This window comes from Staphylococcus sp. MZ3 (genome assembly GCF_018622755.1).
Taxonomy (GTDB): Bacteria; Bacillota; Bacilli; order Staphylococcales; family Staphylococcaceae; genus Staphylococcus; species Staphylococcus aureus.
Window position 1 is genome coordinate 233,486 of the sequence record NZ_CP076026.1, and the last position, 24,109, is coordinate 257,594.

At 34.6% G+C, this 24,109-nt stretch carries 18 protein-coding genes; 7 read left to right on the forward strand and 11 right to left on the reverse strand.

Annotation, left to right across the window (positions count from 1 at the left end; genetic code table 11):
- The first annotated feature begins 346 nt into the window (after window positions 1-346).
- From pflB to KI230_RS01005, 3 genes are all read left to right on the forward strand, one after another.
- Complete coding sequence (gene pflB, locus KI230_RS00995) at window positions 347-2,596, forward strand: formate C-acetyltransferase (RefSeq protein WP_000894660.1); 2,250 nt, start codon at window positions 347-349, stop codon at window positions 2,594-2,596.
- Between the two features lie 22 nt (window positions 2,597-2,618).
- Complete coding sequence (gene pflA, locus KI230_RS01000) at window positions 2,619-3,374, forward strand: pyruvate formate-lyase-activating protein (protein ID WP_031910327.1); 756 nt, start codon at window positions 2,619-2,621, stop codon at window positions 3,372-3,374.
- Window positions 3,375-3,709: 335 nt separating this feature from the next.
- Window positions 3,710-5,473, forward strand: a complete 1,764-nt coding sequence (locus KI230_RS01005) for a glycerophosphoryl diester phosphodiesterase membrane domain-containing protein (RefSeq protein ID WP_045178339.1) — start codon at window positions 3,710-3,712, stop codon at window positions 5,471-5,473.
- A 162-nt stretch (window positions 5,474-5,635) separates the two neighbouring features.
- Here KI230_RS01005 and KI230_RS01010 read toward each other — a convergent pair whose 3' ends face one another.
- Window positions 5,636-5,980, reverse strand: a complete 345-nt coding sequence (locus tag KI230_RS01010; protein ID WP_000211593.1) for a complement inhibitor SCIN family protein — start codon at window positions 5,978-5,980, stop codon at window positions 5,636-5,638.
- A 189-nt stretch (window positions 5,981-6,169) separates the two neighbouring features.
- Between KI230_RS01010 and coa the strand changes: the two genes are divergently transcribed.
- Window positions 6,170-8,215: a staphylocoagulase gene (coa, locus tag KI230_RS01015; RefSeq protein ID WP_045178304.1), complete on the forward strand. Its 2,046-nt coding sequence runs from the start codon at window positions 6,170-6,172 to the stop codon at window positions 8,213-8,215.
- Window positions 8,216-8,396: 181 nt separating this feature from the next.
- Here the strand turns inward: coa and KI230_RS01020 are convergent, their stop codons facing one another.
- The 6 genes from KI230_RS01020 to fadX all read right to left on the reverse strand — a co-directional run bounded on the left by KI230_RS01020 (window position 8,397) and on the right by fadX (window position 16,895).
- Window positions 8,397-8,504: a hypothetical protein gene (locus KI230_RS01020; RefSeq protein WP_031762187.1), complete on the reverse strand. Its 108-nt coding sequence runs from the start codon at window positions 8,502-8,504 to the stop codon at window positions 8,397-8,399.
- Window positions 8,505-8,817: 313 nt separating this feature from the next.
- Entirely contained in the window at window positions 8,818-10,002 is a 1,185-nt protein-coding gene (locus tag KI230_RS01025) for a thiolase family protein (protein WP_045178302.1), read from the reverse strand.
- 29 nt (window positions 10,003-10,031) lie between these two features.
- Window positions 10,032-12,293, reverse strand: a complete 2,262-nt coding sequence (gene fadB / locus KI230_RS01030; RefSeq protein WP_045178300.1) for a 3-hydroxyacyl-CoA dehydrogenase/crotonase FadB — start codon at window positions 12,291-12,293, stop codon at window positions 10,032-10,034.
- A gap of 185 nt (window positions 12,294-12,478) precedes the next feature.
- Window positions 12,479-13,690: an acyl-CoA dehydrogenase FadE gene (gene fadE / locus KI230_RS01035; protein WP_000142189.1), complete on the reverse strand. Its 1,212-nt coding sequence runs from the start codon at window positions 13,688-13,690 to the stop codon at window positions 12,479-12,481.
- Window positions 13,691-13,801: 111 nt separating this feature from the next.
- On the reverse strand, window positions 13,802-15,307 hold the full coding sequence (gene fadD, locus KI230_RS01040; RefSeq protein WP_045178298.1) for a long-chain-fatty-acid--CoA ligase FadD: 1,506 nt from the start codon (window positions 15,305-15,307) through the stop codon (window positions 13,802-13,804).
- Between the two features lie 25 nt (window positions 15,308-15,332).
- On the reverse strand, window positions 15,333-16,895 hold the full coding sequence (fadX, locus tag KI230_RS01045) for a fatty acid degradation protein FadX (RefSeq protein WP_000810042.1): 1,563 nt from the start codon (window positions 16,893-16,895) through the stop codon (window positions 15,333-15,335).
- A gap of 455 nt (window positions 16,896-17,350) precedes the next feature.
- On the opposite strand from fadX, the gene KI230_RS01050 reads away from it, so the two are divergent.
- Window positions 17,351-18,493: a PrsW family intramembrane metalloprotease gene (locus KI230_RS01050; RefSeq protein WP_010922818.1), complete on the forward strand. Its 1,143-nt coding sequence runs from the start codon at window positions 17,351-17,353 to the stop codon at window positions 18,491-18,493.
- A gap of 313 nt (window positions 18,494-18,806) precedes the next feature.
- Here the strand turns inward: KI230_RS01050 and nikA are convergent, their stop codons facing one another.
- From nikA to KI230_RS01070, 4 genes are all read right to left on the reverse strand, one after another.
- Window positions 18,807-20,282, reverse strand: a complete 1,476-nt coding sequence (gene nikA, locus KI230_RS01055; RefSeq protein ID WP_000669653.1) for a nickel ABC transporter substrate-binding protein — start codon at window positions 20,280-20,282, stop codon at window positions 18,807-18,809.
- Window positions 20,283-20,479: 197 nt separating this feature from the next.
- The gene (locus KI230_RS01060) at window positions 20,480-20,836 is read right to left on the reverse strand and encodes a DUF488 domain-containing protein (RefSeq protein ID WP_000215216.1); all 357 of its coding nucleotides are present in this window, start codon (window positions 20,834-20,836) and stop codon (window positions 20,480-20,482) included.
- Window positions 20,837-20,991: 155 nt separating this feature from the next.
- Entirely contained in the window at window positions 20,992-21,165 is a 174-nt protein-coding gene (locus KI230_RS01065; RefSeq protein ID WP_000773985.1) for a hypothetical protein, read from the reverse strand.
- Window positions 21,166-21,190: 25 nt separating this feature from the next.
- Complete coding sequence (locus KI230_RS01070; RefSeq protein WP_045178293.1) at window positions 21,191-22,336, reverse strand: globin domain-containing protein; 1,146 nt, start codon at window positions 22,334-22,336, stop codon at window positions 21,191-21,193.
- 154 nt (window positions 22,337-22,490) lie between these two features.
- On the opposite strand from KI230_RS01070, the gene KI230_RS01075 reads away from it, so the two are divergent.
- The gene (locus KI230_RS01075; protein ID WP_001791329.1) at window positions 22,491-22,598 is read left to right on the forward strand and encodes a hypothetical protein; all 108 of its coding nucleotides are present in this window, start codon (window positions 22,491-22,493) and stop codon (window positions 22,596-22,598) included.
- A 310-nt stretch (window positions 22,599-22,908) separates the two neighbouring features.
- Complete coding sequence (locus tag KI230_RS01080) at window positions 22,909-23,862, forward strand: L-lactate dehydrogenase (protein WP_001031882.1); 954 nt, start codon at window positions 22,909-22,911, stop codon at window positions 23,860-23,862.
- The last annotated feature ends 247 nt before the right edge of the window (window positions 23,863-24,109 follow it).

Sequence of the window (24,109 nt, forward strand, 5' to 3'; positions counted from 1 at the left end):
TTTACGTCAATAAAAGTATTTAATCCAGTCTCTTCATATATAAAAGTAAATCTTTCTAAGTGTTGATTTAACGCTTATCAACAATCATTTTTTATAAACAAATATATACTCCTAAATTAACTTTTAAAGCAATGAAAATAGTGAACATTATAACTGTTGTGTAACAGAATGCAATTAGCATATTACTGTTACACAAATTAGTACAGTTTCTATTTTTTGACATACATTTGATGAAAATTGTACATAATTTATGTGAAAAAAATCACAACAAACATGCTACAATGACTATGAAAACGTTAACATAGCATTTCAAATTCACAACATTATACAGATGGAGGCGTTTAGTATGTTAGAAACAAATAAAAATCATGCAACAGCTTGGCAAGGATTTAAAAATGGAAGATGGAACAGACACGTAGATGTAAGAGAGTTTATCCAATTAAACTACACTCTTTATGAAGGTAATGATTCATTTTTAGCAGGACCAACAGAAGCAACTTCTAAACTTTGGGAACAAGTAATGCAGTTATCGAAAGAAGAACGTGAACGTGGCGGCATGTGGGATATGGACACGAAAGTAGCTTCAACAATCACATCTCATGATGCTGGTTATTTAGACAAAGATTTAGAAACAATTGTAGGTGTACAAACTGAAAAGCCATTCAAACGTTCAATGCAACCATTCGGTGGTATTCGTATGGCGAAAGCAGCTTGTGAAGCTTACGGTTACGAATTAGACGAAGAAACTGAAAAAATCTTTACAGATTATCGTAAAACACATAACCAAGGTGTATTCGATGCATATTCTAGAGAAATGTTGAACTGCCGTAAAGCAGGTGTAATCACTGGTTTACCTGATGCATACGGACGTGGACGTATTATCGGTGACTATCGTCGTGTAGCTTTATATGGTGTAGATTTCTTAATGGAAGAAAAAATGCACGACTTCAACACGATGTCTACAGAAATGTCAGAAGATGTAATTCGTTTACGTGAAGAATTATCAGAACAATATCGTGCATTAAAAGAATTAAAAGAACTTGGACAAAAATATGGTTTTGATTTAAGCCGTCCAGCAGAAAACTTCAAAGAAGCAGTTCAATGGTTATACTTAGCATACCTTGCTGCAATTAAAGAACAAAACGGTGCAGCAATGAGTTTAGGTCGTACATCAACATTCTTAGATATCTATGCTGAACGTGACCTTAAAGCAGGCGTTATTACTGAAAGCGAAGTTCAAGAAATTATTGACCACTTCATCATGAAATTACGTATTGTTAAATTTGCTCGTACACCTGATTACAATGAATTATTCTCTGGAGACCCAACTTGGGTAACTGAATCTATCGGTGGTGTAGGTATTGACGGACGTCCACTTGTTACGAAAAACTCATTCCGTTTCTTACACTCATTAGATAACTTAGGTCCAGCACCAGAACCAAACTTAACAGTATTATGGTCAGTACGTTTACCTGACAACTTCAAAACATACTGTGCAAAAATGAGTATTAAAACAAGTTCTATCCAATATGAAAATGATGACATTATGCGTGAAAGCTATGGCGATGACTATGGTATCGCATGTTGTGTATCAGCGATGACAATTGGTAAACAAATGCAATTCTTCGGTGCACGTGCGAACTTAGCTAAAACATTACTTTACGCTATCAATGGTGGTAAAGATGAAAAATCTGGTGCACAAGTTGGTCCAAACTTCGAAGGTATTAACAGCGAAGTATTAGAATATGACGAAGTATTCAAGAAATTTGATCAAATGATGGATTGGCTAGCAGGTGTTTACATTAACTCATTAAATGTTATTCACTACATGCACGATAAATACAGCTATGAACGTATTGAAATGGCATTACATGATACAGAAATTGTACGTACAATGGCAACAGGTATCGCTGGTTTATCAGTAGCAGCTGACTCATTATCTGCAATTAAATATGCACAAGTTAAACCAATTCGTAACGAAGAAGGCCTTGTAGTAGACTTTGAAATCGAAGGCGACTTCCCTAAATACGGTAACAATGACGACCGTGTAGATGATATCGCAGTTGATTTAGTAGAACGCTTCATGACTAAATTACGTAGTCATAAAACATATCGTGATTCAGAACATACAATGAGTGTATTAACAATTACTTCAAACGTTGTATACGGTAAGAAAACTGGTAACACACCAGACGGACGTAAAGCTGGTGAACCATTTGCACCAGGTGCAAACCCAATGCATGGCCGTGACCAAAAAGGTGCATTATCTTCATTAAGTTCTGTAGCTAAGATTCCTTACGATTGCTGTAAAGATGGTATTTCAAATACATTCAGTATCGTACCAAAATCATTAGGTAAAGAACCAGAAGATCAAAACCGTAACTTAACTAGTATGTTAGATGGTTACGCAATGCAATGTGGTCACCACTTAAATATTAACGTATTTAACCGTGAAACATTAATAGATGCAATGGAACATCCAGAAGAATATCCACAGTTAACAATCCGTGTATCTGGTTACGCTGTTAACTTCATTAAATTAACACGTGAACAACAATTAGATGTAATTTCTCGTACATTCCATGAAAGTATGTAACAAAATTTAAGGTGGGAGCACTATGCTTAAGGGACACTTACATTCTGTCGAAAGTTTAGGTACTGTCGATGGACCGGGATTAAGATATATATTATTTACACAAGGATGCTTACTTAGATGCTTGTATTGCCACAATCCAGATACTTGGAAAATTAGTGAGCCATCAAGAGAAGTCACAGTTGATGAAATGGTGAATGAAATATTACCATACAAACCATACTTTGATGCATCGGGTGGCGGTGTAACAGTCAGTGGTGGCGAACCATTGTTACAAATGCCATTCTTAGAAAAATTATTTGCAGAATTAAAAGAAAATGGTGTGCACACTTGCTTAGACACATCGGCTGGATGTGCTAATGATACAAAAGCATTTCAAAGGCATTTTGAAGAATTACAAAAACATACAGACTTGATATTATTAGATATAAAACATATTGATAATGACAAACATATTAGATTGACAGGAAAGCCTAATACACACATCCTTAACTTCGCGCGCAAACTGTCAGATATGAAACAACCTGTATGGATTCGACATGTCCTTGTGCCTGGTTATTCTGATGATAAAGACGATTTAATTAAACTAGGGGAATTTATTAATTCTCTTGATAACGTCGAAAAGTTTGAAATTCTGCCATATCATCAGTTAGGTGTTCATAAGTGGAAAACATTGGGCATTGTATATGAATTAGAAGATGTCGAAGCGCCCGATGATGAAGCTGTTAAAGCAGCCTACCGTTATGTTAACTTCAAAGGGAAAATTCCCGTTGAATTATAAATACAATTCAGACCGAAAAGAAAGCATATGTAACTTCAAGAGTGAAGGGGCATATGCTTCTTTTTCAATTGAGTATAGAGTATTAGCAAGACGTAGTAGGTATATGAGACAACTTCTACAATGGTTGAAGGAAGACGTTTTTGTAAGTAGCTATGCTGATAAAGAATGTGATGTCTTGTTAAAGGTGGGGTTCCAATATCATCATTTAGCTGATGTTGAATGGGTTATTATTTGCTACTTGCATATGAATATGAGTCTTTTCAAATTTTTATTGACCCTGAGTAATGAAAAATATTAAGATGAAACTTAATATTAAAGCAATGCGGAGCGTGATTATGAAGAGAATTAGTAAAGATATATGGGCAGTATTTAAATTACTGTATCAAAATAAAGGGCGTTTTAGCATTAATGCCTTACTATTGCAGTTAATCATGATTTTTATTAGTAGTACATACTTAATTTTACTATTTAATATGATGTTAAAAGTAGCTGGGCAAAGCCAACTTACGATTAACAATTGGAAGGAAATCGTTAGTCATCCTGCCAGTGTAATACTTCTTATTATATTCATATTAAGTGTTGCTTTTCTGATTTATGTAGAGTTTTCATTGTTAGTTTATATGATTTATGCCGGCTTTGATCGACAGATTATTACATTTAAATCCATTTTTAAAAATGCCTTTGTAAATGTGCGTAAACTCATAGGTGTACCAGTTATTTTCTTTGTCATTTATTTAATGCTAATGATACCCATTGCCAACCTAGGACTAAGTTCAGTATTAACAAAAAATATTTACATACCTAAATTTTTAACGGAAGAACTTATGAAAACGACGAAAGGTATAATCATTTACGGTACCTTTATGATTGCTGTATTTATATTAAACTTTAAATTAATATTTACTTTACCGTTAACGATTTTAAACCGTCAGTCGTTATTTAAAAATATGAGACTAAGTTGGCAAATTACGAAGCGAAATAAGTTTCGACTTGTTATAGAAATAGTTATATTGGAACTCATCATTGGTGCGATTTTAACATTAATTATTTCAGGAGCAACATATCTTGCTATTTGTGTAGATGAAGAAGGAGATAAGTTTTTAGTCTCATCAATTTTATTTGTTGTATTGAAAAGCGCATTGTTCTTCTATTATTTATTTACGAAATTATCATTAATCAGTGTGTTAGTACTGCACTTAAAACAAGAGAATGTATTAGACCAACCGGGCTTAGAATTTAAATACCCAAAACCGAAACGGAAGTCTAGGTTCTTTATAATTTCAATGGTGCTTGCAGTGACATGTTTTATCGTTTATAACATGTACTTACTTTACAATAATACTATCAATACAAATATCTCCATTATTGGCCATCGTGGTTTCGAAGATAAAGGCGTTGAAAATTCTATTCCGTCATTGAAAGCTGCTGCAAAAGCGAATGTCGAATACGTTGAGTTAGATACAATTATGACGAAAGATAAACAATTTGTTGTTAGTCATGATAACAATTTGAAACGTTTAACAGGTGTTAATAAAAACATTTCTGAATCTAATTTCAAAGATGTCGTCGGTTTGAAAATGCGTCAAAATGGACATGAAGCAAAACTTGTATCCTTAGACGAATTTATTGAAACGGCTAAACAATCAAATGTGAAGCTACTAGTAGAGTTAAAGCCACATGGTAAAGAACCAGCAGATTATACACAACGTGTTATTGATATTTTGAAAAAGCATGGTGTTGAACATCAATATCGTGTGATGTCATTGGATTATGATGTGATGACTAAATTAAAAAAAGAAGCGCCATATCTCAAGTGTGGTTATATCATTCCGTTGCAGTTTGGTCATTTTAAAGAAACATCATTAGATTTCTTTGTCATCGAAGATTTTTCTTATTCGCCAAGACTTGTTAATCAAGCGCACTTGGAAAATAAAGAAGTCTATACTTGGACTATTAACGGCGAAGAAGATTTAACGAAATACTTACAAACCAATGTTGATGGTATTATCACAGATGACCCAGCATTAGCTGATCAGATTAAAGAAGAAAAGAAAGACGAAACATACTTCGATCGTTCTATAAGAATTTTGTTTGAATAATATAAACAAAGACCTCTAAAGTTATCAAGATGATACTTTCAGAGGTCTTTTTAATGTTGCGCCTATGGCATGAGCGATTGTTTTATTCGTTTATAAACATCTGTCAAGTATTTATAAGGCAATTTGGCGTCACAAATACTTAAATGATTTATTGGTGAATTATTAATTGTTTTGTGAATGCAAAGGGTTAGAAATTGAAACGTAAATACTTTCTAATCTATGTTTCGCTTTAGTCATTTGATCCAAATTTTTAGTGCGTATAGCTGATTTAGCAATATAGTGCGCAGCTAAAATGTCGCGTTTTTGATACGCATCTAAATTTAGGTACGATAATTTATTAAAGTCAGTGTTTGCTATTAATTCATGTAATTGATCTACAAGCGCTTGATGTTGATACGTATGTGATGTAGTTTCAGATTTGCTTGCTAATTTAATACCAGTCGTATCAAGGAGCGCCGCTTTAATACCAGCAACTAAATATGTTTTGATTTTCATTTGTGTTGTCATGCTTTGTTACTCCTTTGATGTACATTAATCAAAAAAATTATACACTATTGTATATTGCAAAGCTAATTAACTATAACAAAAAGATAGTTAATGCTTTGTTTATTCTAGTTAATATATAGTTAATGTCTTTTAATATTTTGTTTCTTTAATGTAGATTGGGCAATTACATTTTGGAGGAATTAAAAAATTATGAAAAAGCAAATAATTTCGCTAGGCGCATTAGCAGTTGCATCTAGCTTATTTACATGGGATAACAAAGCAGATGCGATAGTAACAAAGGATTATAGCAAAGAATCTAGGGTGAATGAGAACAGTAAATATGATACACCAATTTCAGATTGGTATTTAGGTAGTATTTTAAACAGATTAGGGGATCAAATATACTACGCTAAGGAATTAACTAATAAATACGAATATGGTGAGAAAGAGTATAAGAAAGCGATAGATAAATTGATGACTAGAGTTTTGGGAGAAGATCATTATCTATTAGAAAAAAAGAAAGCACAATATGAAGTATACAAAAAATGGTATGAAAAACATAAAAGTGAAAATCCACATTCTAGTTTAAAAAAGATTAAATTTGACGATTTTGATTTATATAGATTAACGAAGAAAGAATACAATGAGTTACATCAATCATTAAAAGAAGCTGTTGATGAGTTTAATAGTGAAGTGAAAAATATTCAATCTAAACAAAAGGATTTATTACCTTATGATGAAGCAACTGAAAATCGAGTAACAAATGGAATATATGATTTTGTTTGCGAGATTGACACATTATACGCAGCATATTTTAATCATAGCCAATATGGTCATAATGCTAAAGAATTAAGAGCAAAACTAGATATAATTCTTGGTGATGCTAAAGATCCTGTTAGAATTACGAATGAAAGAATAAGAAAAGAAATGATGGATGATTTAAATTCTATTATTGATGATTTCTTTATGGATACAAACATGAATAGACCATTAAACATAACTAAATTTAATCCGAATATTCATGACTATACTAATAAGCCTGAAAATAGAGATAACTTCGATAAATTAGTCAAAGAAACAAGAGAAGCGGTTGCTAAGGCTGACGAATCTTGGAAAACAAGAACCGTCAAAAATTACGGTGAATCTGAAACAAAATCTCCTGTTGTAAAAGAAGAGAAGAAAGTTGAAGACCCTCAATCACCTAAATTTGATAACCAACAAGAGGTTAAAACTACGGCTGGTAAAGCTGAAGAAACAACACAACCAGTTGCACAACCTCTAGTTAAGATTCCAGAAGGTACAATTCAAGGTGTAACTGTAGAAGGGCCAAAATACCCAACGATGGAACAGCACACAATCTATGGTGAAATTGTAAAAGGTCCGGAATATCCAACGATGGAAAATAAAACGTTACAAGGTGAAATCGTTCAAGGTCCAGATTTCCCAACAATGGAACAAAACAGACCATCTTTAAGCGATAATTATACTCAACCGACGACACCGAACCCTATTTTAGAAGGTCTTGAAAGTAGCTCATCTAAACTTGAAATAAAACCACAAGGTACTGAATCAACGTTGAAAGGTATTCAAGGAGAATCAAGTGATATTGAGGTTAAACCTCAAGCATCTGAAACAACAGAAGCATCACATTATCCAGCGAGACCTCAATTTAACAAAACACCTAAATATGTTAAATATAGAGATGCTGGTACAGGTATCCGTGAATACAACGATGGAACATTTGGATATGAAGCGAGACCAAGATTCAATAAGCCATCAGAAACAAACGCATACAACGTAACGACAAATCAAGATGGCACAGTAACATATGGCGCTCGTCCAACACAAAACAAGGCAAGCAAAACAAACGCATATAACGTAACAACACATGCAAACGGTCAAGTATCATACGGAGCTCGTCCGACATACAAGAAGCCAAGCGAAACGAATGCATATAACGTAACAACACATGCAAACGGTCAAGTATCATATGGCGCCCGCCCAACACAAAACAAGCCAAGCAAAACAAATGCATACAACGTAACAACACATGCAAACGGCCAAGTATCATATGGCGCTCGCCCGACACAAAACAAGCCAAGCGAAACAAACGCATATAACGTAACAACACATGCAAATGGCCAAGTATCATACGGAGCTCGCCCGACATACAAGAAGCCAAGCGAAACAAATGCATACAATGTAACAACACATGCAGATGGTACTGCGACATATGGGCCTAGAGTAACAAAATAAGTTTGTAACTCTATCCAAAGACATACAGTCAATACAAAGAATTATGTATCTATACAACAGTAATCATGCATTCTATGATGCTTCTAACTGAATTAAAGCATCGAACAATCGGAAGCATATTTCTAAATTATTTATTCATTATAGTCTTAAACATAACATGACCTAATATATTACTAACCTATTAAAATAAACCACGCACATCTAAGTGATATACGACAATCACAGCAATAATAATTGCTTTAGAAAGTCGTACCGAACTGGAACTTACAAGTCTAGTTCGAACACACACTGATGTGAGTGGTTTTCTTTATTTTAAACATGAACAATCAGATAAGTTACTAGCATTAACAAATATTATTAAATCAAAGGGCTTCGATTCATAAAATTTAAAACAATGATTAAAATTAGACGTGTAAATGTTAAATTTTAAAACGGAAATACCCACCGTCCTATTAACCCACCATTTTGTTCAATCACTATATTTCATATAGCTTCAATAATAAAACGAAATTGCCTCAATCCGCTTCAACTTCAATCTACTTCAACTTCAGCCTACTTCATTCAATAACCAAACGAATCCGCTTCATCCAAAATCAACCATTCTAACGCACATATTCAAATATAGCAGCTGCACCCATACCGACACCAATACACATCGTAACCATGCCGTAACGGCTATCGGGACGTCTACCCATTTCATTAAGTAAACGCGCGGTTAACATTGCGCCTGTAGCACCTAATGGATGACCTAAAGCAATAGCGCCACCATTCACATTTGTACGTGATATATCTAGACCTACTTCTTTAATAGATGCAATCGTTTGAGAAGCAAATGCTTCGTTCAATTCGATCAAATCAATGTCTTCAACAGATAGATTGCTGAGTGACAATACTTCAGGAATCGCATATGCAGGCCCAATACCCATAATTTTCGGGTCAACGCCTACTGCCTTATAACCAACGAATCGTGCAATAGGTGTCACGCCGAGTTCTTTCACTTTATCTCCAGACATTAAAACTACAAATCCTGCGCCATCAGAAAGTGGGGCAGATGTTCCCGCAGTCACAGTGCCGTCAGCTTTAAATACTGTACGTAATTTGGCTAATGCCTCCATCGTGGTGTCAGGTCGTATAAATTCATCTTGGTCAAAGATATTTGTGTGTACTTTTGGTCCTGCGTTTGTATATTCAACTGAGTTTACTTGTATTGGAATAATTTCATCTTTGAACCGACCATCACGTTGTGCGTCATAGGCACGTTGATGACTTCTGACAGCATAAGCATCTTGATCTTCGCGTGATACGTCAAATTGGGATGCTACATTTTCAGCAGTTAAACCCATAGGATATGACGCACCTATATCATCATATTGTAAGGTAGGATTGTTTGTGGGCTCGTTGCCACCCATTGGTACGGCACTCATCAATTCAACGCCACCAGCTACAAGTATATCTCCTTGACCAGCCATAATTTGATTGGCTGCAATCGCGATGGTTTGTAATCCTGATGAGCAGTAGCGATTCACTGTTTGACCCGGTACCGTGTCAGATAATCCCGTACGCAATGCAATCGTTCGTGCAATGTTTTGTCCTTGTAATCCTTCTGGAAAAGCCGTACCAACAATGACATCTTCAATCATATTCTTATTGAATTTTCCGTCAATACGTTTCAATACGCCTTGTAATACTTTGGCTGCGACATCATCAGGTCTTTCGTGGAATAATGCGCCTTGCTTTGCTTTCGCTGCGACTGAACGCCCATAAGCTACAATGTATGCTTCTTGCATGGTTATCATCCTCTCTTAATGACTATCTTTTAATTACGTAATGGCTTACCAGTTTTTAACATATGTGCAATTCTTTCATATGATTTTTTAGATTTTAGTAAGTCAATAAAGCCAATTTTCTCCAACGATTGAATGTAACGTTGATTTATAAATGTATTTCTTGGTAAATCACCACCCGCTAAAATTGTGGCGATATTTAAGGCGATATGATAATCATGGTCGCTAATAAAATGACCCCGTCTTTGCGCATCTAATTGTCCTTGGATCAATGCTTTGAAGTCTTCACCTAAAGCGATATATTGATGTCTAGGATTCGGAATATAGTTTGTTTCTGCTTCATATTTCGCACGTTTGAGCGCAACTTCGACACGTTGTGCTGTATTGAAAATAATCGTATCTGTATCACGTAAATAACCATAACGACGTGCCTCAAAGGCATTTGTAGAGACTTTCGCAAATGCGATATTCGTCAGTACTTTTGTCATGGAAGCTTGTTTGTCATCAAACTTATGCGATGTGCGTAATATGCGATCAGCCATTTCTGCAAGGCCACCGCCACTCGGTAATAAGCCAACGCCTGCTTCAACAAGACCTATATATGTTTCACTTGCAGCGACAACAATAGGTGAGTAAAGTACAAGCTCACAGCCACCGCCTAAGGCACGACCTTGAACAGCTGTGACTACTGGTTTCAAACTATACTTCAAACGATTAAAGCTATAATGTAATTTATCAATTGATTGTGCAACGACATCATCTACAAGACCGTCTTCATGCGCCTTTTTCATTAAGAAAAGGTTAGCACCCACACTGAAATTGTTACCATCTGTATAAATGACCATACTTGTGTAATGGTCATTTTCCAGTAAATCAATGGCATCAACTAACGCATCGTTGAATTCATCGGTAATGACATTATTTTTACTTTGTAATTTCAGTAACAGTTGATCATCATGAGTTACGGAAAGTTTGGCATCACCTTTATCCCAAAGTTCATCTTTTACGAAGTGAGAAATAGGTGTTGCATATTCAATGGTCTCATTTTGTTTATAAAAGCCACCATCTAAATCACTAATCCATTGTGGTAAGTCTCCAAGTTCGTCTTCCATACGTGTTTTAACACGTTCGTATCCCATTGCATCCCATAATTGGAATGGACCAAGTTTCCAGTTGAACCCCCAGACAAGCGCACGGTCTATGTCTCGGAAATCATCGGTAGCTTTAGGTACATTGATAGCAGAGTAATAGAAATTATTACGTAATGTCTCCCATAAAAATAGTCCCGCTTCATCTTGCGCATTGAATATGACATCAAGGTTATGCACTAAGTCTTTATTAAATTCATTTAAAATTGGTAATTGTGGTTGCGATACAGGTACATAATCTTGTTTTTCAACATCGTAAACAAGTCGAGCTTTAGTTTCTTTATCCTTTTTGTAAAATCCTTGTTTCGTTTTACGTCCGAGTGCGCCATTTTCAAACAACGTATTTACAATTTTGACATCGTTAAAATAAGGTGTTTCTTCAGGTACTTGTTGCATGCCTTTAATTACAGACACTGCAATATCTAAACCGACTAGGTCAGATAGGGCATATGTACCTGTTTTAGGACGACCAACCGCTTGCCCAGTTAAAGCATCCACATCTACAATGCTTAACTTGTGTTGCTCGGCGCGATACATAATATCATTCATTGTTTGCGTGCCGACTCTATTTGCGACAAAGCCAGGCACATCATTGACGACAATGACACCTTTACCTAACACATTTTGCGCGAAATTTTTTACATCTAATATGATAGATTCCTTCGTGTGTGACGTAGGTATTAACTCCACTAATTTCATAATACGTGGTGGGTTAAAGAAATGTAGACCAAAGAATCGTTCTTGATCCTTCTCGTTAAATGCTTGAGCAATCGCATTAATTGGAATACCTGATGTATTTGTAGCAAATAAAGCATCTTCTTTAGCATGTTGTAGAACTTGTTGCCAAACAGCATGCTTAATTTCAATATCTTCTTTGACTGCTTCGATATATAAATCAGCATCATCATTTACCAAGTCATCATCAAAATTACCATATGTTAAATGACTCACTAGATTTAAGTCGAATAGTAGCGGCCGTTTCTTATCTGTAATTTTATCGTAAGATTTTTTCGCAATGAGATTTGGATCGTTTTTGTCCACTACAATATCTAATAGTTTTACTTTAAGTCCAGCATTCACAAAGAGTGCTGCCAGTTGAGCGCCCATTGTGCCTGCGCCAAGAACGGTTACTTTATTAATTGTCATAGTGATTCCTCCAATTTAGTTGAGGATAAGATAACCATTAAGATAATTGGAATAACGTTGCTATTTTATAAAATTAATTAAGTATCTTTGACAGTCATCTTAGCCTCTTATTTAAGGAAAAAGCTTTATGCTTAAAATAAGTCTTTTTTAGTGAAATTAATGCATCTCATATAATTATTTGCTATTTATACGAAAGCAGAATCTCCAGTCAAAGCGCGTCCAATTACTAAGGCATTAATTTCATGTGTACCTTCGTACGTGTAAATCGCTTCTGCATCAGAGAAGAAACGTGCAATATCATAATCGTCAGCTAGTATGCCATTACCACCTGTAATACCGCGGCCCATAGCTACTGTCTCACGCAAACGTAAGGCATTCATCATCTTCGCCGTTGAAGTTGCAACCTCGTCATATTCACCATGTGCTTGCATATTAGCTAATTGAGCACATGTTGCCATTGCTTGAGCTAAATTACCTTGCATCATTGCTAGCTTTTCTTGTATTAACTGATATTTACTAATTGGTTTGCCGAATTGCTTACGCTCAGTGACATAATCTAATGTGGCACGTAAAGCGCCAGCCATACCACCTGTAGCCATATAAGCAACGCCTGCTCTCGTTGAATAAAGAATTTTGGCAATATCTTTAAAGCTTGTTATGTTTTGTAAGCGATCCGCTTCATCTACTTTGACATTAGTTAATTTAATTAGGGCGTTAGGAACAATGCGAAGTGCGATTTTATTATCAATGACTTCAATATCGACGCCATCTTGTTCTGGTCTGACTACAAAGCAATGGGGTTTGCCAGTTTCTTTATTTACTGCGAATACTGGAATGACATCAGATACATGTGCACCACCAATCCATTTCTTTTCACCATTGATAACCCAAGTATCGCCTTGGCGTTCAGCGACTGTTTCAAGACCTCCCGCAACGTCCGAACCGTGTTCTGGTTCAGTTAAAGCAAAGCATGTACGCAGTTCATGTGACTGTAATTTAGGTACATATTTCGCAATTTGTTCTTTGCTACCTCCGAAATAGAAAGTGTTATGCCCTAAACCTTGGTGAACACCGAGTAGGGTAGCTAAGGAAATATCAAATCGCGCGAGTAGGTAAGACATGAAAAACTGAAATAGTTGACTAGGCATTTTGGCGTTTGGACGATCCTTGTAAAGTAATGGATTGTTAAAATAATTTAATTCTCCCAGATCTTTAAAATAGTCCTCGGGTACAGTAGCGTCTATCCAATGTTGATTAATATTTTCACGGTACTTACTTTCTAGCAATGAGTCTACTTGTTGTAAAAATTCGACTTCACCGTCTGTTAAACCTTTAGCAATACTAAGTACATCTTCAGGAAATAATGTTTTTAAGACTGTTTCTTTTTCAAATGTCATATAAATTCCTCCTAAAAATAATATGAATACTAATGTGAAATGCATTTAATTCAAAAACAACACGCTTTATTTGTAAACGCTTACACTAAATGTCAAAAATTTTTATCACCTTTAAAGTGTTTGTGAGACTTTGTCATTCATCATTTGTCGAATCGCAAGTTTATCTGGTTTCTGCGTACTGTTTAACGGCATATGTGTCACTGGTACATACATTCTTGGGACTTTATAACCTGCTAAACGACTTCGCATATGTTGATCTAAAATTTCAGCATAATGAGGTTCATCTTCGCGAAGTATAATGGCTGCAGCAATTGATTCACCATATTTTGGATGATCATAGCCAACGACCACACACCGGTCTACTAGTGGATGCTCAGCTAAAGCATTTTCGACTTCGGATGGTAAGACATTTTCGCCACCAGTTATGATTAATTCTTTTTTGCGGTCAATAATAAATATATCGCCATCGTTGTCCATCTTCGCTAAGTCACCAGTTAATAAATAACGACCATGAAATGCTTTGGCAGTCTCTGCTGGTTTATTCCAATATCCTGGCGTGACATTTTTAGCCTTAATTGCAAGTTCGCCAATCTCACCAGTAGGTACTTCCTCACCGTTATCATCAAGGATACGTGCATCAACGAACATGACTGCTTTACCAATACTCATTGGCTTACGTTTTGAATTTTCCGGTGTATTAACAAGTACAAGAGGTGCTTCAGTTAAACCATAGCCGTTAATAATGTTTATGCCATATTGTTTAAAAGCTGCTTGGATACTTGGTAATGGTTGTGAACCACCTTGGATGATATAATCCATAGCTCTAAAATTTTCAGGATTAAAATTACTAGCACGTAGCGTACTATAATACATTGTCGGAATCATGATAATAAATGTAGGGTGATATTGTGCAATCATGTCATTCAATTCTTCGCCGTTAAAGTAACGTTGAAGAATAAGTGTGCCACCTGACATTAATACTGGTAATACAGTATCGTTAAACCCTAAAACATGGAACATTGGTGTTGATACAATCGTAATATAGTTTGAATTGAACTTATACGTCAGCTCTAAGTTTGCACCGTTATGAACAAATGATTCATATGAGAACATCACACCTTTAGGTGATCCGGTTGTACCACTTGTATAAATTAATGCTGCAAGATCTTGTGGTTCAACAGGTGTTGCTTGAAAAGGTTGGTGATAATCTGGATTTACGATTTCATCATATTGCGCTACATCAATATCCATATGCAATAAATTTTGGTCAATATCGGTGAGTGAACTTAAATGTTTTTCAGCATAGAAGAGCAGTTTTAATTGTGCATCTTCCACAATGGCTGCAATTTCTTTTGGGTTAAGCCGCCAATTCAATGGTAAAAAAACCGCACCTGTTTTAAAACAAGCAAATAATAAATCTAATATTGCAATATCATTTGGCGCAAAAATACCGATAACATCGCCTTTTTTAACACCTTGAGATGTTAAATAATGTGCCATATTATCAGCGCGTGCATTGAGTTGTTGGTATGTCCAAGATGTTTGTTTTGCGTGATCAATAACGGCAGGCTTGTCATCATCGAAGTCTGAACGCGTTTTTATCCAATCGAAATTCATTAGTATACCCCCTTTAGCTTCACTTTCATACTTTATGAATTGATTGTTTAAGTTGTCCCCATTTTTCTTTGTAAATGCTGGTATCAATTAATTTTAAATGATCAGCAATAATTGGTTTAAAAGCCATTTGATTCAAAATATCTTTATGCAAATCAAGACCTGGTGCAATTTCAATTAGTTTCAAGCCTTGATTGGTGAGTTCGAATACTGCACGATCAGTAACAAAATAGACTTCTTGCTCGAGTGATTGTGAATATTGTGCATTAAAGTCGATATGGCTCACATCTGATACAAATTTCTGGTTTTGTCCTTCAGTTTCAATGTTTAATCGTTGATTATGACATGAGACATGACTGCCAGCTACAAAAGTACCTGAAAAGATAATTTTATTTACAGATTGCGTAATGTCTATAAAGCCGCCACATCCATTTAGTCGGTCATTGAAGTAAGACACGTTGACATTGCCGTATTGATCAACCTCAGCAAAGCTAAGATAGGCAACTGATACACCATTGTTATAAATAAAATCCCATGCTCGATCATGAGGCATGCGCACATCTGCATTGTAATTCATACCAAAATGTTCACGACTCCCAACGAATCCACCGAAAATGCCAACATCTAGAATCGGTTGCACATCATGTTCAACACATTCTTCGTGCAATAAATTAGAGAGTTCATTATTGATGCCATAACCGATGCTAATTGTATCGCCATAAGTTAAAAACTGAGCAGCACGTCGGAGAATCAATTTGCGACTATTAAAAGGTAATGCGGGTTCAGGTATTCCATCAATTCGTTCTTCTCCAGACAAGGCTGGTAAATAATGACTCTGAATTACTTGGCGGTGATTCTTTTCATCTTCTGTGACGTATACATAATCGACAAGATTTCCTGGGATAACAACTTCATTCGGTTTTAGTTGATAGTCGTCAACTAAAGCTTTAACTTGTACAATAACTTTCCCATGATTGGCTTTCGTGTTTAATGCGACATGATAACACTCGCTCAAGTACGCTTCTTGAGTTAAATAAATGTTACCTTGTTGATCTGCGTATGTTCCTCTCAGTAGTGCCACATCAACGCTAGGGAATGTGTAGTGTAAGTATGTTTCATCGTTGATGGTTACTAATGAAACTAAATCATCAGTTGTTCGTGTATTTACTTTACCGCCACCGTATCTAGGATCAACAGCTGTGTTTAATCCGATTTTAGTAATAACTCCAGGTAATAATTGATTACTCTGACGATAATGAGTTGCAATGATACCTTGTGGTAAAAAATAAGCTTCAATGTCATTATTTTTCATTGCTTGTGCCGTTTTGGAAGAAGCCGTTAAAATGCTCATAATGACACGTTTAATCATGCGACGTTCTATAAAATCATCTAAATCCGGTGCGGCACCTAAACTATGGATATCATTCGCTAATATAAACGTTAAATCATTGGGCGTATGATATGTGTCATGTTGCGCTAACACAGCACGTAGAACTTCGGCGGGTAAGTTGGCTACAGCTAATGCTGGTAAACCAATCACATCACCATCTTTAATGATATGTTGTAAGTCGTGCCATGTGATTTGTTTCAAGCAAGTCACCTCCATCACATTTGATAAAATATAGCGTTTTTACACTTTGTGTAAACCCTTACAAGAAATATAACATAACGACGTTTAAAATCAATTAGAAATATCTTTTTATTCTGATAATAGACACAGTATAGACACATTTTAATGGTTGATAACAATTGTAATATCAAGGGTTTGTAATGAATTGAATATCATTAAAATACTTATATAAAAATATTGCTCGGAATATAAAAAGTTAAATAGGTTTTGAGTTTTAAATATGAAATACAAAGCGCCCAATCGAACAAAGTATTTATATTAAAATATGGAAAATCCATCAATATTAAATTAAAATAGTTTTATTATGAAAAGTGAAAGTAGGTAAGTCTATGGAAGGTCTTAATCATCGAAGAAATACAGAAAAAGAAGAGACAACACAAACGCAATCAGTTGCACCTAATACAGGTGAAGAGGGGATGTCATCAGCAAGTACACAATCAACTAAGACGTCCGACATACATAATGAATCTATCAATAAACAAATGGAAGCCAAAGCGCATGAAACAGCGCAAAATGCAGATTTAAAAACCGAAGCAAGAAGTTTATTTGATAATGCAACCAAATCAATCGGTAGACTAGCCGGCAATGATGAAAGCTTAAATCTTAATTTAAAAGATATGTTTTCTGAAGTATTTAAGCCGCATACTAAAAACGAAGCAGATGAAATATTTATAGCGGGTACTGCTAAAACTACGCCAGCAATTTGTGACATATCAGAAGAATGGGGGAAGCCATGGCTCTTTTCTCGAGTATTCATCGCTTTCACAGTAACATTTATTGGATTATGGGTCATGGCAGCGATTTTTAATAACACTAACGCGATTCCGGGTCTCATTTTTATAGGGGCTTTAACAGTACCATTATCGGGTTTGTTCTTCTTTTATGAATCAAATGCGTTTAAAAATATTAGCATTTTTGAAGTTATTATCATGTTCTTTATTGGCGGCGTATTTTCATTACTAAGTACGATGGTATTATATAGATTTGTCGTTTTTAGTGATCAATTCGAAAGGTTTGGTTCTTTAACATTTTTCGATGCATTTTTAGTAGGATTAGTTGAAGAAACTGGAAAAGCACTCATTATTGTTTATTTCGTCAATAAATTGAAAACAAATAAGATTTTGAATGGATTATTAATCGGTGCTGCTATTGGTGCAGGGTTCGCAGTTTTTGAATCAGCAGGTTATATTTTGAATTTCGCTTTAGGGGAAAATGTCCCATTATTAGATATTGTCTTCACACGTGCGTGGACTGCGATTGGTGGTCATTTAGTTTGGTCAGCGATTGTTGGTGCTGCAATAGTTATTGCGAAAGAACAGCATGGCTTTGAATTCAAAGATATTTTTGATAAACGCTTTTTAATATTCTTTTTATCAGCCGTTGGTTTACATGGCATTTGGGATACATCTTTAACTGTACTTGGCAGTGATACGTTGAAAATATTTATTTTAATCGTTATTGTGTGGATACTTGTATTCATTTTAATGGGGGCAGGTTTAAAACAAGTGAATTTACTGCAGAAAGAATTTAAAGAACAACAGAAAAAAGTAGACGAATAATAATTAAAGCTTATGTTGCTCATATGTTTGTGACATAAGCTATTTTTATAATTTGTCTTTAAAAGAGTGGAATAGGAATACTTTTCGGAGTTAAAAAAGTGTTTCACGTTAAACAAATAGTGACAATTAGATTTATATAAAATGAACATGATTCACTGAAAGTATGTAATAATCATTTTATTGAAATTCATCAAACAGAAATTAATACAATCATATAAGCAAATTAAACCACGCCATAATCATATTGGATGACTTCGGCGTGGTTTTTATAGTTGAAGCAGGGCTGAGACATAAATCAATGTCCCACACTCCTTTATCGTTCAATCGTTGTTCGATAATCGATTAAATAGATACCTTCAGGTGTTACTTTATAATTTTTAACCTTAGAGTTAGCAGCGACTATTTGATCGTTGTAAGCAATATAACTGTTTGGTACATCTCGACTTGATAATTTAATAATATCATTAGAAATATTGTGACGTTCCTTAACATCTACAGTATGATTCAATTGATTAATTAAATCATCGACGTTGCTATTATTGTAGTCTCCTTTATTAATAGCACCATCTTTTTTATATGCTTGATTAAAGAAATAACCTGTATCTCCACGAGGAATTGTTCCGAAACTATACATCGTTGCATCCCATGCAGAACGGTCTTTTAAGTAACCTTCTATGTCATCAACACTTTTAATGTCGATTTCAATATTTGCTTTTTTAGCATCTGATTGTAATACTTGCGCAATTTTCGATAGCTCTGGACGACCGTCATACGTAATTAACTTAATTTTTAAAGGGTGTTCTTTTGTATAACCATCTTTAGCTAATAACATTTTTGCTTGTTCGATATTTTGTTTGGTTAACTTAGGTTCTTTAATATATGGAATTTTATCATTAAATGGACTCGTTGCAGGTTTCGCATAACCTTGATAAATATGATCTGCAATACCTTGTCTATCAATGATATGATCTAATGCTTCACGAACGGATTTAGTCATTTTTTTATTAGTATGATTATACATAAGTAAAGAAGTTCTAAATCCAGATTCTTTTGACACTTTTAAATTTTGATTATTTTCTATGTCTTGAACTTTATTAACTGGGACATCAGTTATTAAATCATCTTTTTGAGATTCTAAATTTCTGACGCGATTATTGCCGTCTTCTTGGTACGTCACAGTAATATGATCAAGTTTCGGTTTACCTTGCCAATAGTCCTTAAAATTCGACAATGATATTTTTCGAGATTGCTTATAATCTTTTATTTGGTAAGGGCCTGTACCAACAGGAGTTTGATTAACATCTGATTTAGCATCTGTATCATAAATTGCCATAAAAGGATTAGCTAATTCAGATACAAGTTCAGGGTAAGCGGAGTTGGTTTTAATTGTCAGTTTTTGACCTTTAGCGGTAATTGATGATATTGGTAATGAATATTTGACCAAGTCGCTTTTTTTCATGCTATTTTCAAGGCTAGATTTCACTTTTTCTGCAGTCAATTTTTGACCGTTTTGAAATTTAATATTATCTTTTAATTCTATATCTAACGTTGTATCATTTGGTTGATGATACGATTTCACTAATGCTTTTTCTATTTTTCCTTGATCATTTGTTTTAAATAATGATTCTGCAGCACCAATCTTAACTGGTACATCTGTTTCATAAGGTGCAATAGACTTTGTTTTTAACGGTAACGAAATATTTAAGTCTTTGCCAGATGAATGCATTGAGCCACATCCTGATAACACTAATACTGCTGAAAATATAGTTGCTAGTCTTTTAAACTTCATTTCATTAACACTCTCTTTCTAATTACTATGTAAAACCCAACAATTAATATTTTAAAACTTTATTTTGTTAAAGTAAAATGTTGTTCAAGTTTAGTAATCATTAAAGTTCAATTAATTGTAGTAATTATGCTTTTTAAAAATAAATATTAGAAATGAAGTTAGCAACATTTATAGTGATTCACGATAAACATATATAACTAAGTATTGAGCAACTGCTGTAGTACTACAGCTTGGTTATGTTTAGTATCTTTTGCTGCATATAACAATAGAACATGATTATGCTGATTTACAATATCCTTTAATTTTTCAAAAGCATCTTTTTGCGCATCCTGATCACGTAATTCTTTTTCATATTTTTCTTTAAAAGCTCCAAAAAGTTTAGGATCATGTTGGAACCATTGTCGCAACTCAGTAGAAGGGGCAATGTCTTTTAACCAATAATCTAGGTTAGCAGTTCTTTTCGAAATACCTCTCGGCCAGACTCTATCGACTAGGATACGAATAGCGTCGGTATTATCTTTATTGTCATAAATCCGTCCAATATCTACGGTCATCTTGTGAACTCCTTTCTTATGAAATTCAGTGAGCATACATCAATGCATGTTGTGGTGGGACGACGAAATAAATTTTGCGAAAATCTCATTACTGTCCCACTCCCAATTAAAAAACAGCCATGACAAAGTAAAGTCATAGCTGTTTTTTATAGATGTCATTTATTTTTACGTTTAGTTAAATACTTCAAACCAACTGCAAAGACGGTGTAACCGGCAAGTGTTTGAATCAATGTTTTGATTAAATTGTTATTTTTGACAACAATATTTGCGGTAACAATACTCGCGAAATATAATGCAAATACTTTTACGTAACGTTGATTAAGTTTCATATGAGCACTAAACCTCTTTTCTCAATTATACTGCAACGCTTAGTCTTGGAATAAATGTTTCGTAGTGTACGCGATCCATATCGTAATTTAAAGATTTAAGTGCTTCGATCATAGATTGTAAGAATTTTGTACCACCACAGATATAAATTTCAGGTTTATTTGCTAAAAATACTTGTAATTCTTCAGCGCCAATATAGCCTTGTTTATCTTTTAAGTGTGTATATAATTTAGCGTTGTCATGATGGCTTGCGATACTGTTGAAGTTGTCTTTGAAAGGTAAATGTTGTTCATTTTCAGCAACTTGAACCATCTGTGTATCTAAACCTTTGGCAGAGGCAGCTTCATACATAGCTACTAAAGGTGTAACACCAATACCTGAACCTAAGAAAAGTTGTGGTTCAGTCGTATTCTCTAATACGAATCCACCTACAGGCGCAGCTAAATTAATTATATCGCCTTCTTTAATCTCATCGTGTAAAATTGTTGAAACTTCGCCTTCATGTTCTGTTGTGACATCACGTTTAACGCCAAAAGTTAAATGGTTTTTTTCACCTGATACGATAGAATAGTGACGTTTAGCTCTATATGGAAGTTTATCACTAGAAACATCAACTGTGATGTATTGGCCTGGTGTAAATTCACTAAAGTCATATTCTTCAGTTTCAACTGTAAATGATTTAATGTCTTCAGATTCTTGTTTAATATTGGTAATTTTGAATGGTTTAAAACCAATCCACATCATTTGATCATAAATTTCTTTTTCAATTTGGATGAACACATCCGCAATAACACCATATGCTTTTGCCCAAGCTTGAATCACAGGGTCATGTTCTTCTAAACCTGTCACGTCTTGGATTGCTTTTAATAAATTTTCCCCCACAATTGGATAATGTTCAGCATAAACTTGTAATGCACAGTGTTTATATGCGACTGGCATAATGACTGGTTTAATAACACTTAAGTTATCGATATTAACCGCAGCGGCCATTACAGCTTGTGCTAATGCTGAAGATTGCATGCCTCGTTTTTGGTTCGTTTGATTAAACATGTTTAAAAGTTCAGGATGCGCTTTAAACATTTTTGGATAAAAGATTGACGTAATTTCTGTCCCTTTCTCTTTAAGTAAAGGCACCGTTTGTTTGATAATGTCTTTCTCTTGTTCTGTAAGCATGATACTCCTCCTTTAATCTGTCTATTTTGATTATTCTACTAAAAATTTCGATATTCAATTAATTGGTTTGAGAAAATATAAATAAAATGGCAAATTTGATAATTGTATGACATTTTTAATTTTTTAAATACTTATCAATAAGCATTGTGTACAATTGTCTGTTTGCACACCGACGATTGCGCGCATTTATTTGACTAATTCAAAAAACATTGTTGTTTTCTTAGAAAAAAGTAAACATGATAATAAAAATGTGAAAGTGTAAATAATCACTGGCGAAGTACGAAGACTAAAGACATCTAAGATGTAATCGTATACAAATTAAAAAGGTGTAAAAATTAAAATAAAATGTGAAATAAATCACAATTTAATATTGACCCAGTACTTAATGCATGTTACATTTTATATGTGAAATAAATCACAAACTTAAAAGCGGATGACACATGACCTTTTAAGTTATGCGTTGAAAATAAAAGAGATGTTTATTTGCTTTTGTATCGTCAATAAGCAGCATTAAACTAACATATTTGAAGCTACATGTATGTTAGTGAATTAATCATAAGGGAGTTTTTGTAATGAACAAATTTAAAGGGAACAAAGTTGTATTAATAGGTAATGGTGCAGTAGGTTCAAGCTACGCATTTTCATTAGTGAACCAAAGCATTGTTGATGAATTAGTCATCATTGATTTAGACACTGAAAAAGTTCGAGGAGATGTTATGGATTTAAAACATGCCACACCATATTCTCCAACAACAGTTCGTGTGAAAGCTGGCGAATACAGTGATTGTCATGATGCGGATCTAGTTGTCATCTGTGCTGGTGCTGCACAAAAACCTGGAGAAACACGTTTAGATTTAGTATCTAAAAACTTGAAAATATTCAAATCAATTGTTGGTGAAGTAATGGCATCAAAATTTGATGGTATTTTCTTGGTAGCTACAAATCCTGTTGATATTTTAGCGTATGCAACATGGAAATTCTCTGGTTTACCTAAAGAACGTGTTATAGGTTCTGGTACAATTTTAGACTCTGCACGCTTTAGATTATTGTTAAGCGAAGCGTTCGATGTTGCGCCACGTAGCGTCGATGCTCAAATTATTGGTGAACATGGTGACACTGAATTACCAGTATGGTCACACGCTAATATTGCGGGTCAACCTTTGAAGACATTACTTGAACAACGTCCTGAGGGCAAAGCGCAAATTGAACAAATTTTTGTTCAAACACGTGATGCAGCATATGACATTATTCAAGCTAAAGGTGCCACTTATTATGGTGTTGCAATGGGATTAGCTAGAATTACTGAAGCGATTTTCAGAAATGAAGATGCCGTATTGACTGTATCAGCATTATTAGAAGGCGAATATGAGGAAGAAGATGTTTATATTGGTGTTCCAGCAGTCATCAATAGAAACGGTATTCGCAACGTCGTAGAAATCCCATTAAACGACGAGGAACAAAGCAAGTTCGCACATTCAGCTAAAACATTAAAAGATATTATGGCTGAAGCAGAAGAACTTAAATAACTTTTTATAAAATCTATACCATTCCAAAAATTGTAAAACCTTACCCCAAAAAATTGTATAAAGGGCTATTTGATACAACTATATGTGTCGAGTAGCCCTATTTTTAATGTAGTGAAAGTCGTTGTTGAAATTAAATTCAAATCTGGCACTTAAGCTTTAATCATAGCATTAAGATGATTGTCTAGCAGAGGCGATTTGCGGGCTCACTACAGTGCATGATGAACTTAATGCTTCAAATGTAACATTA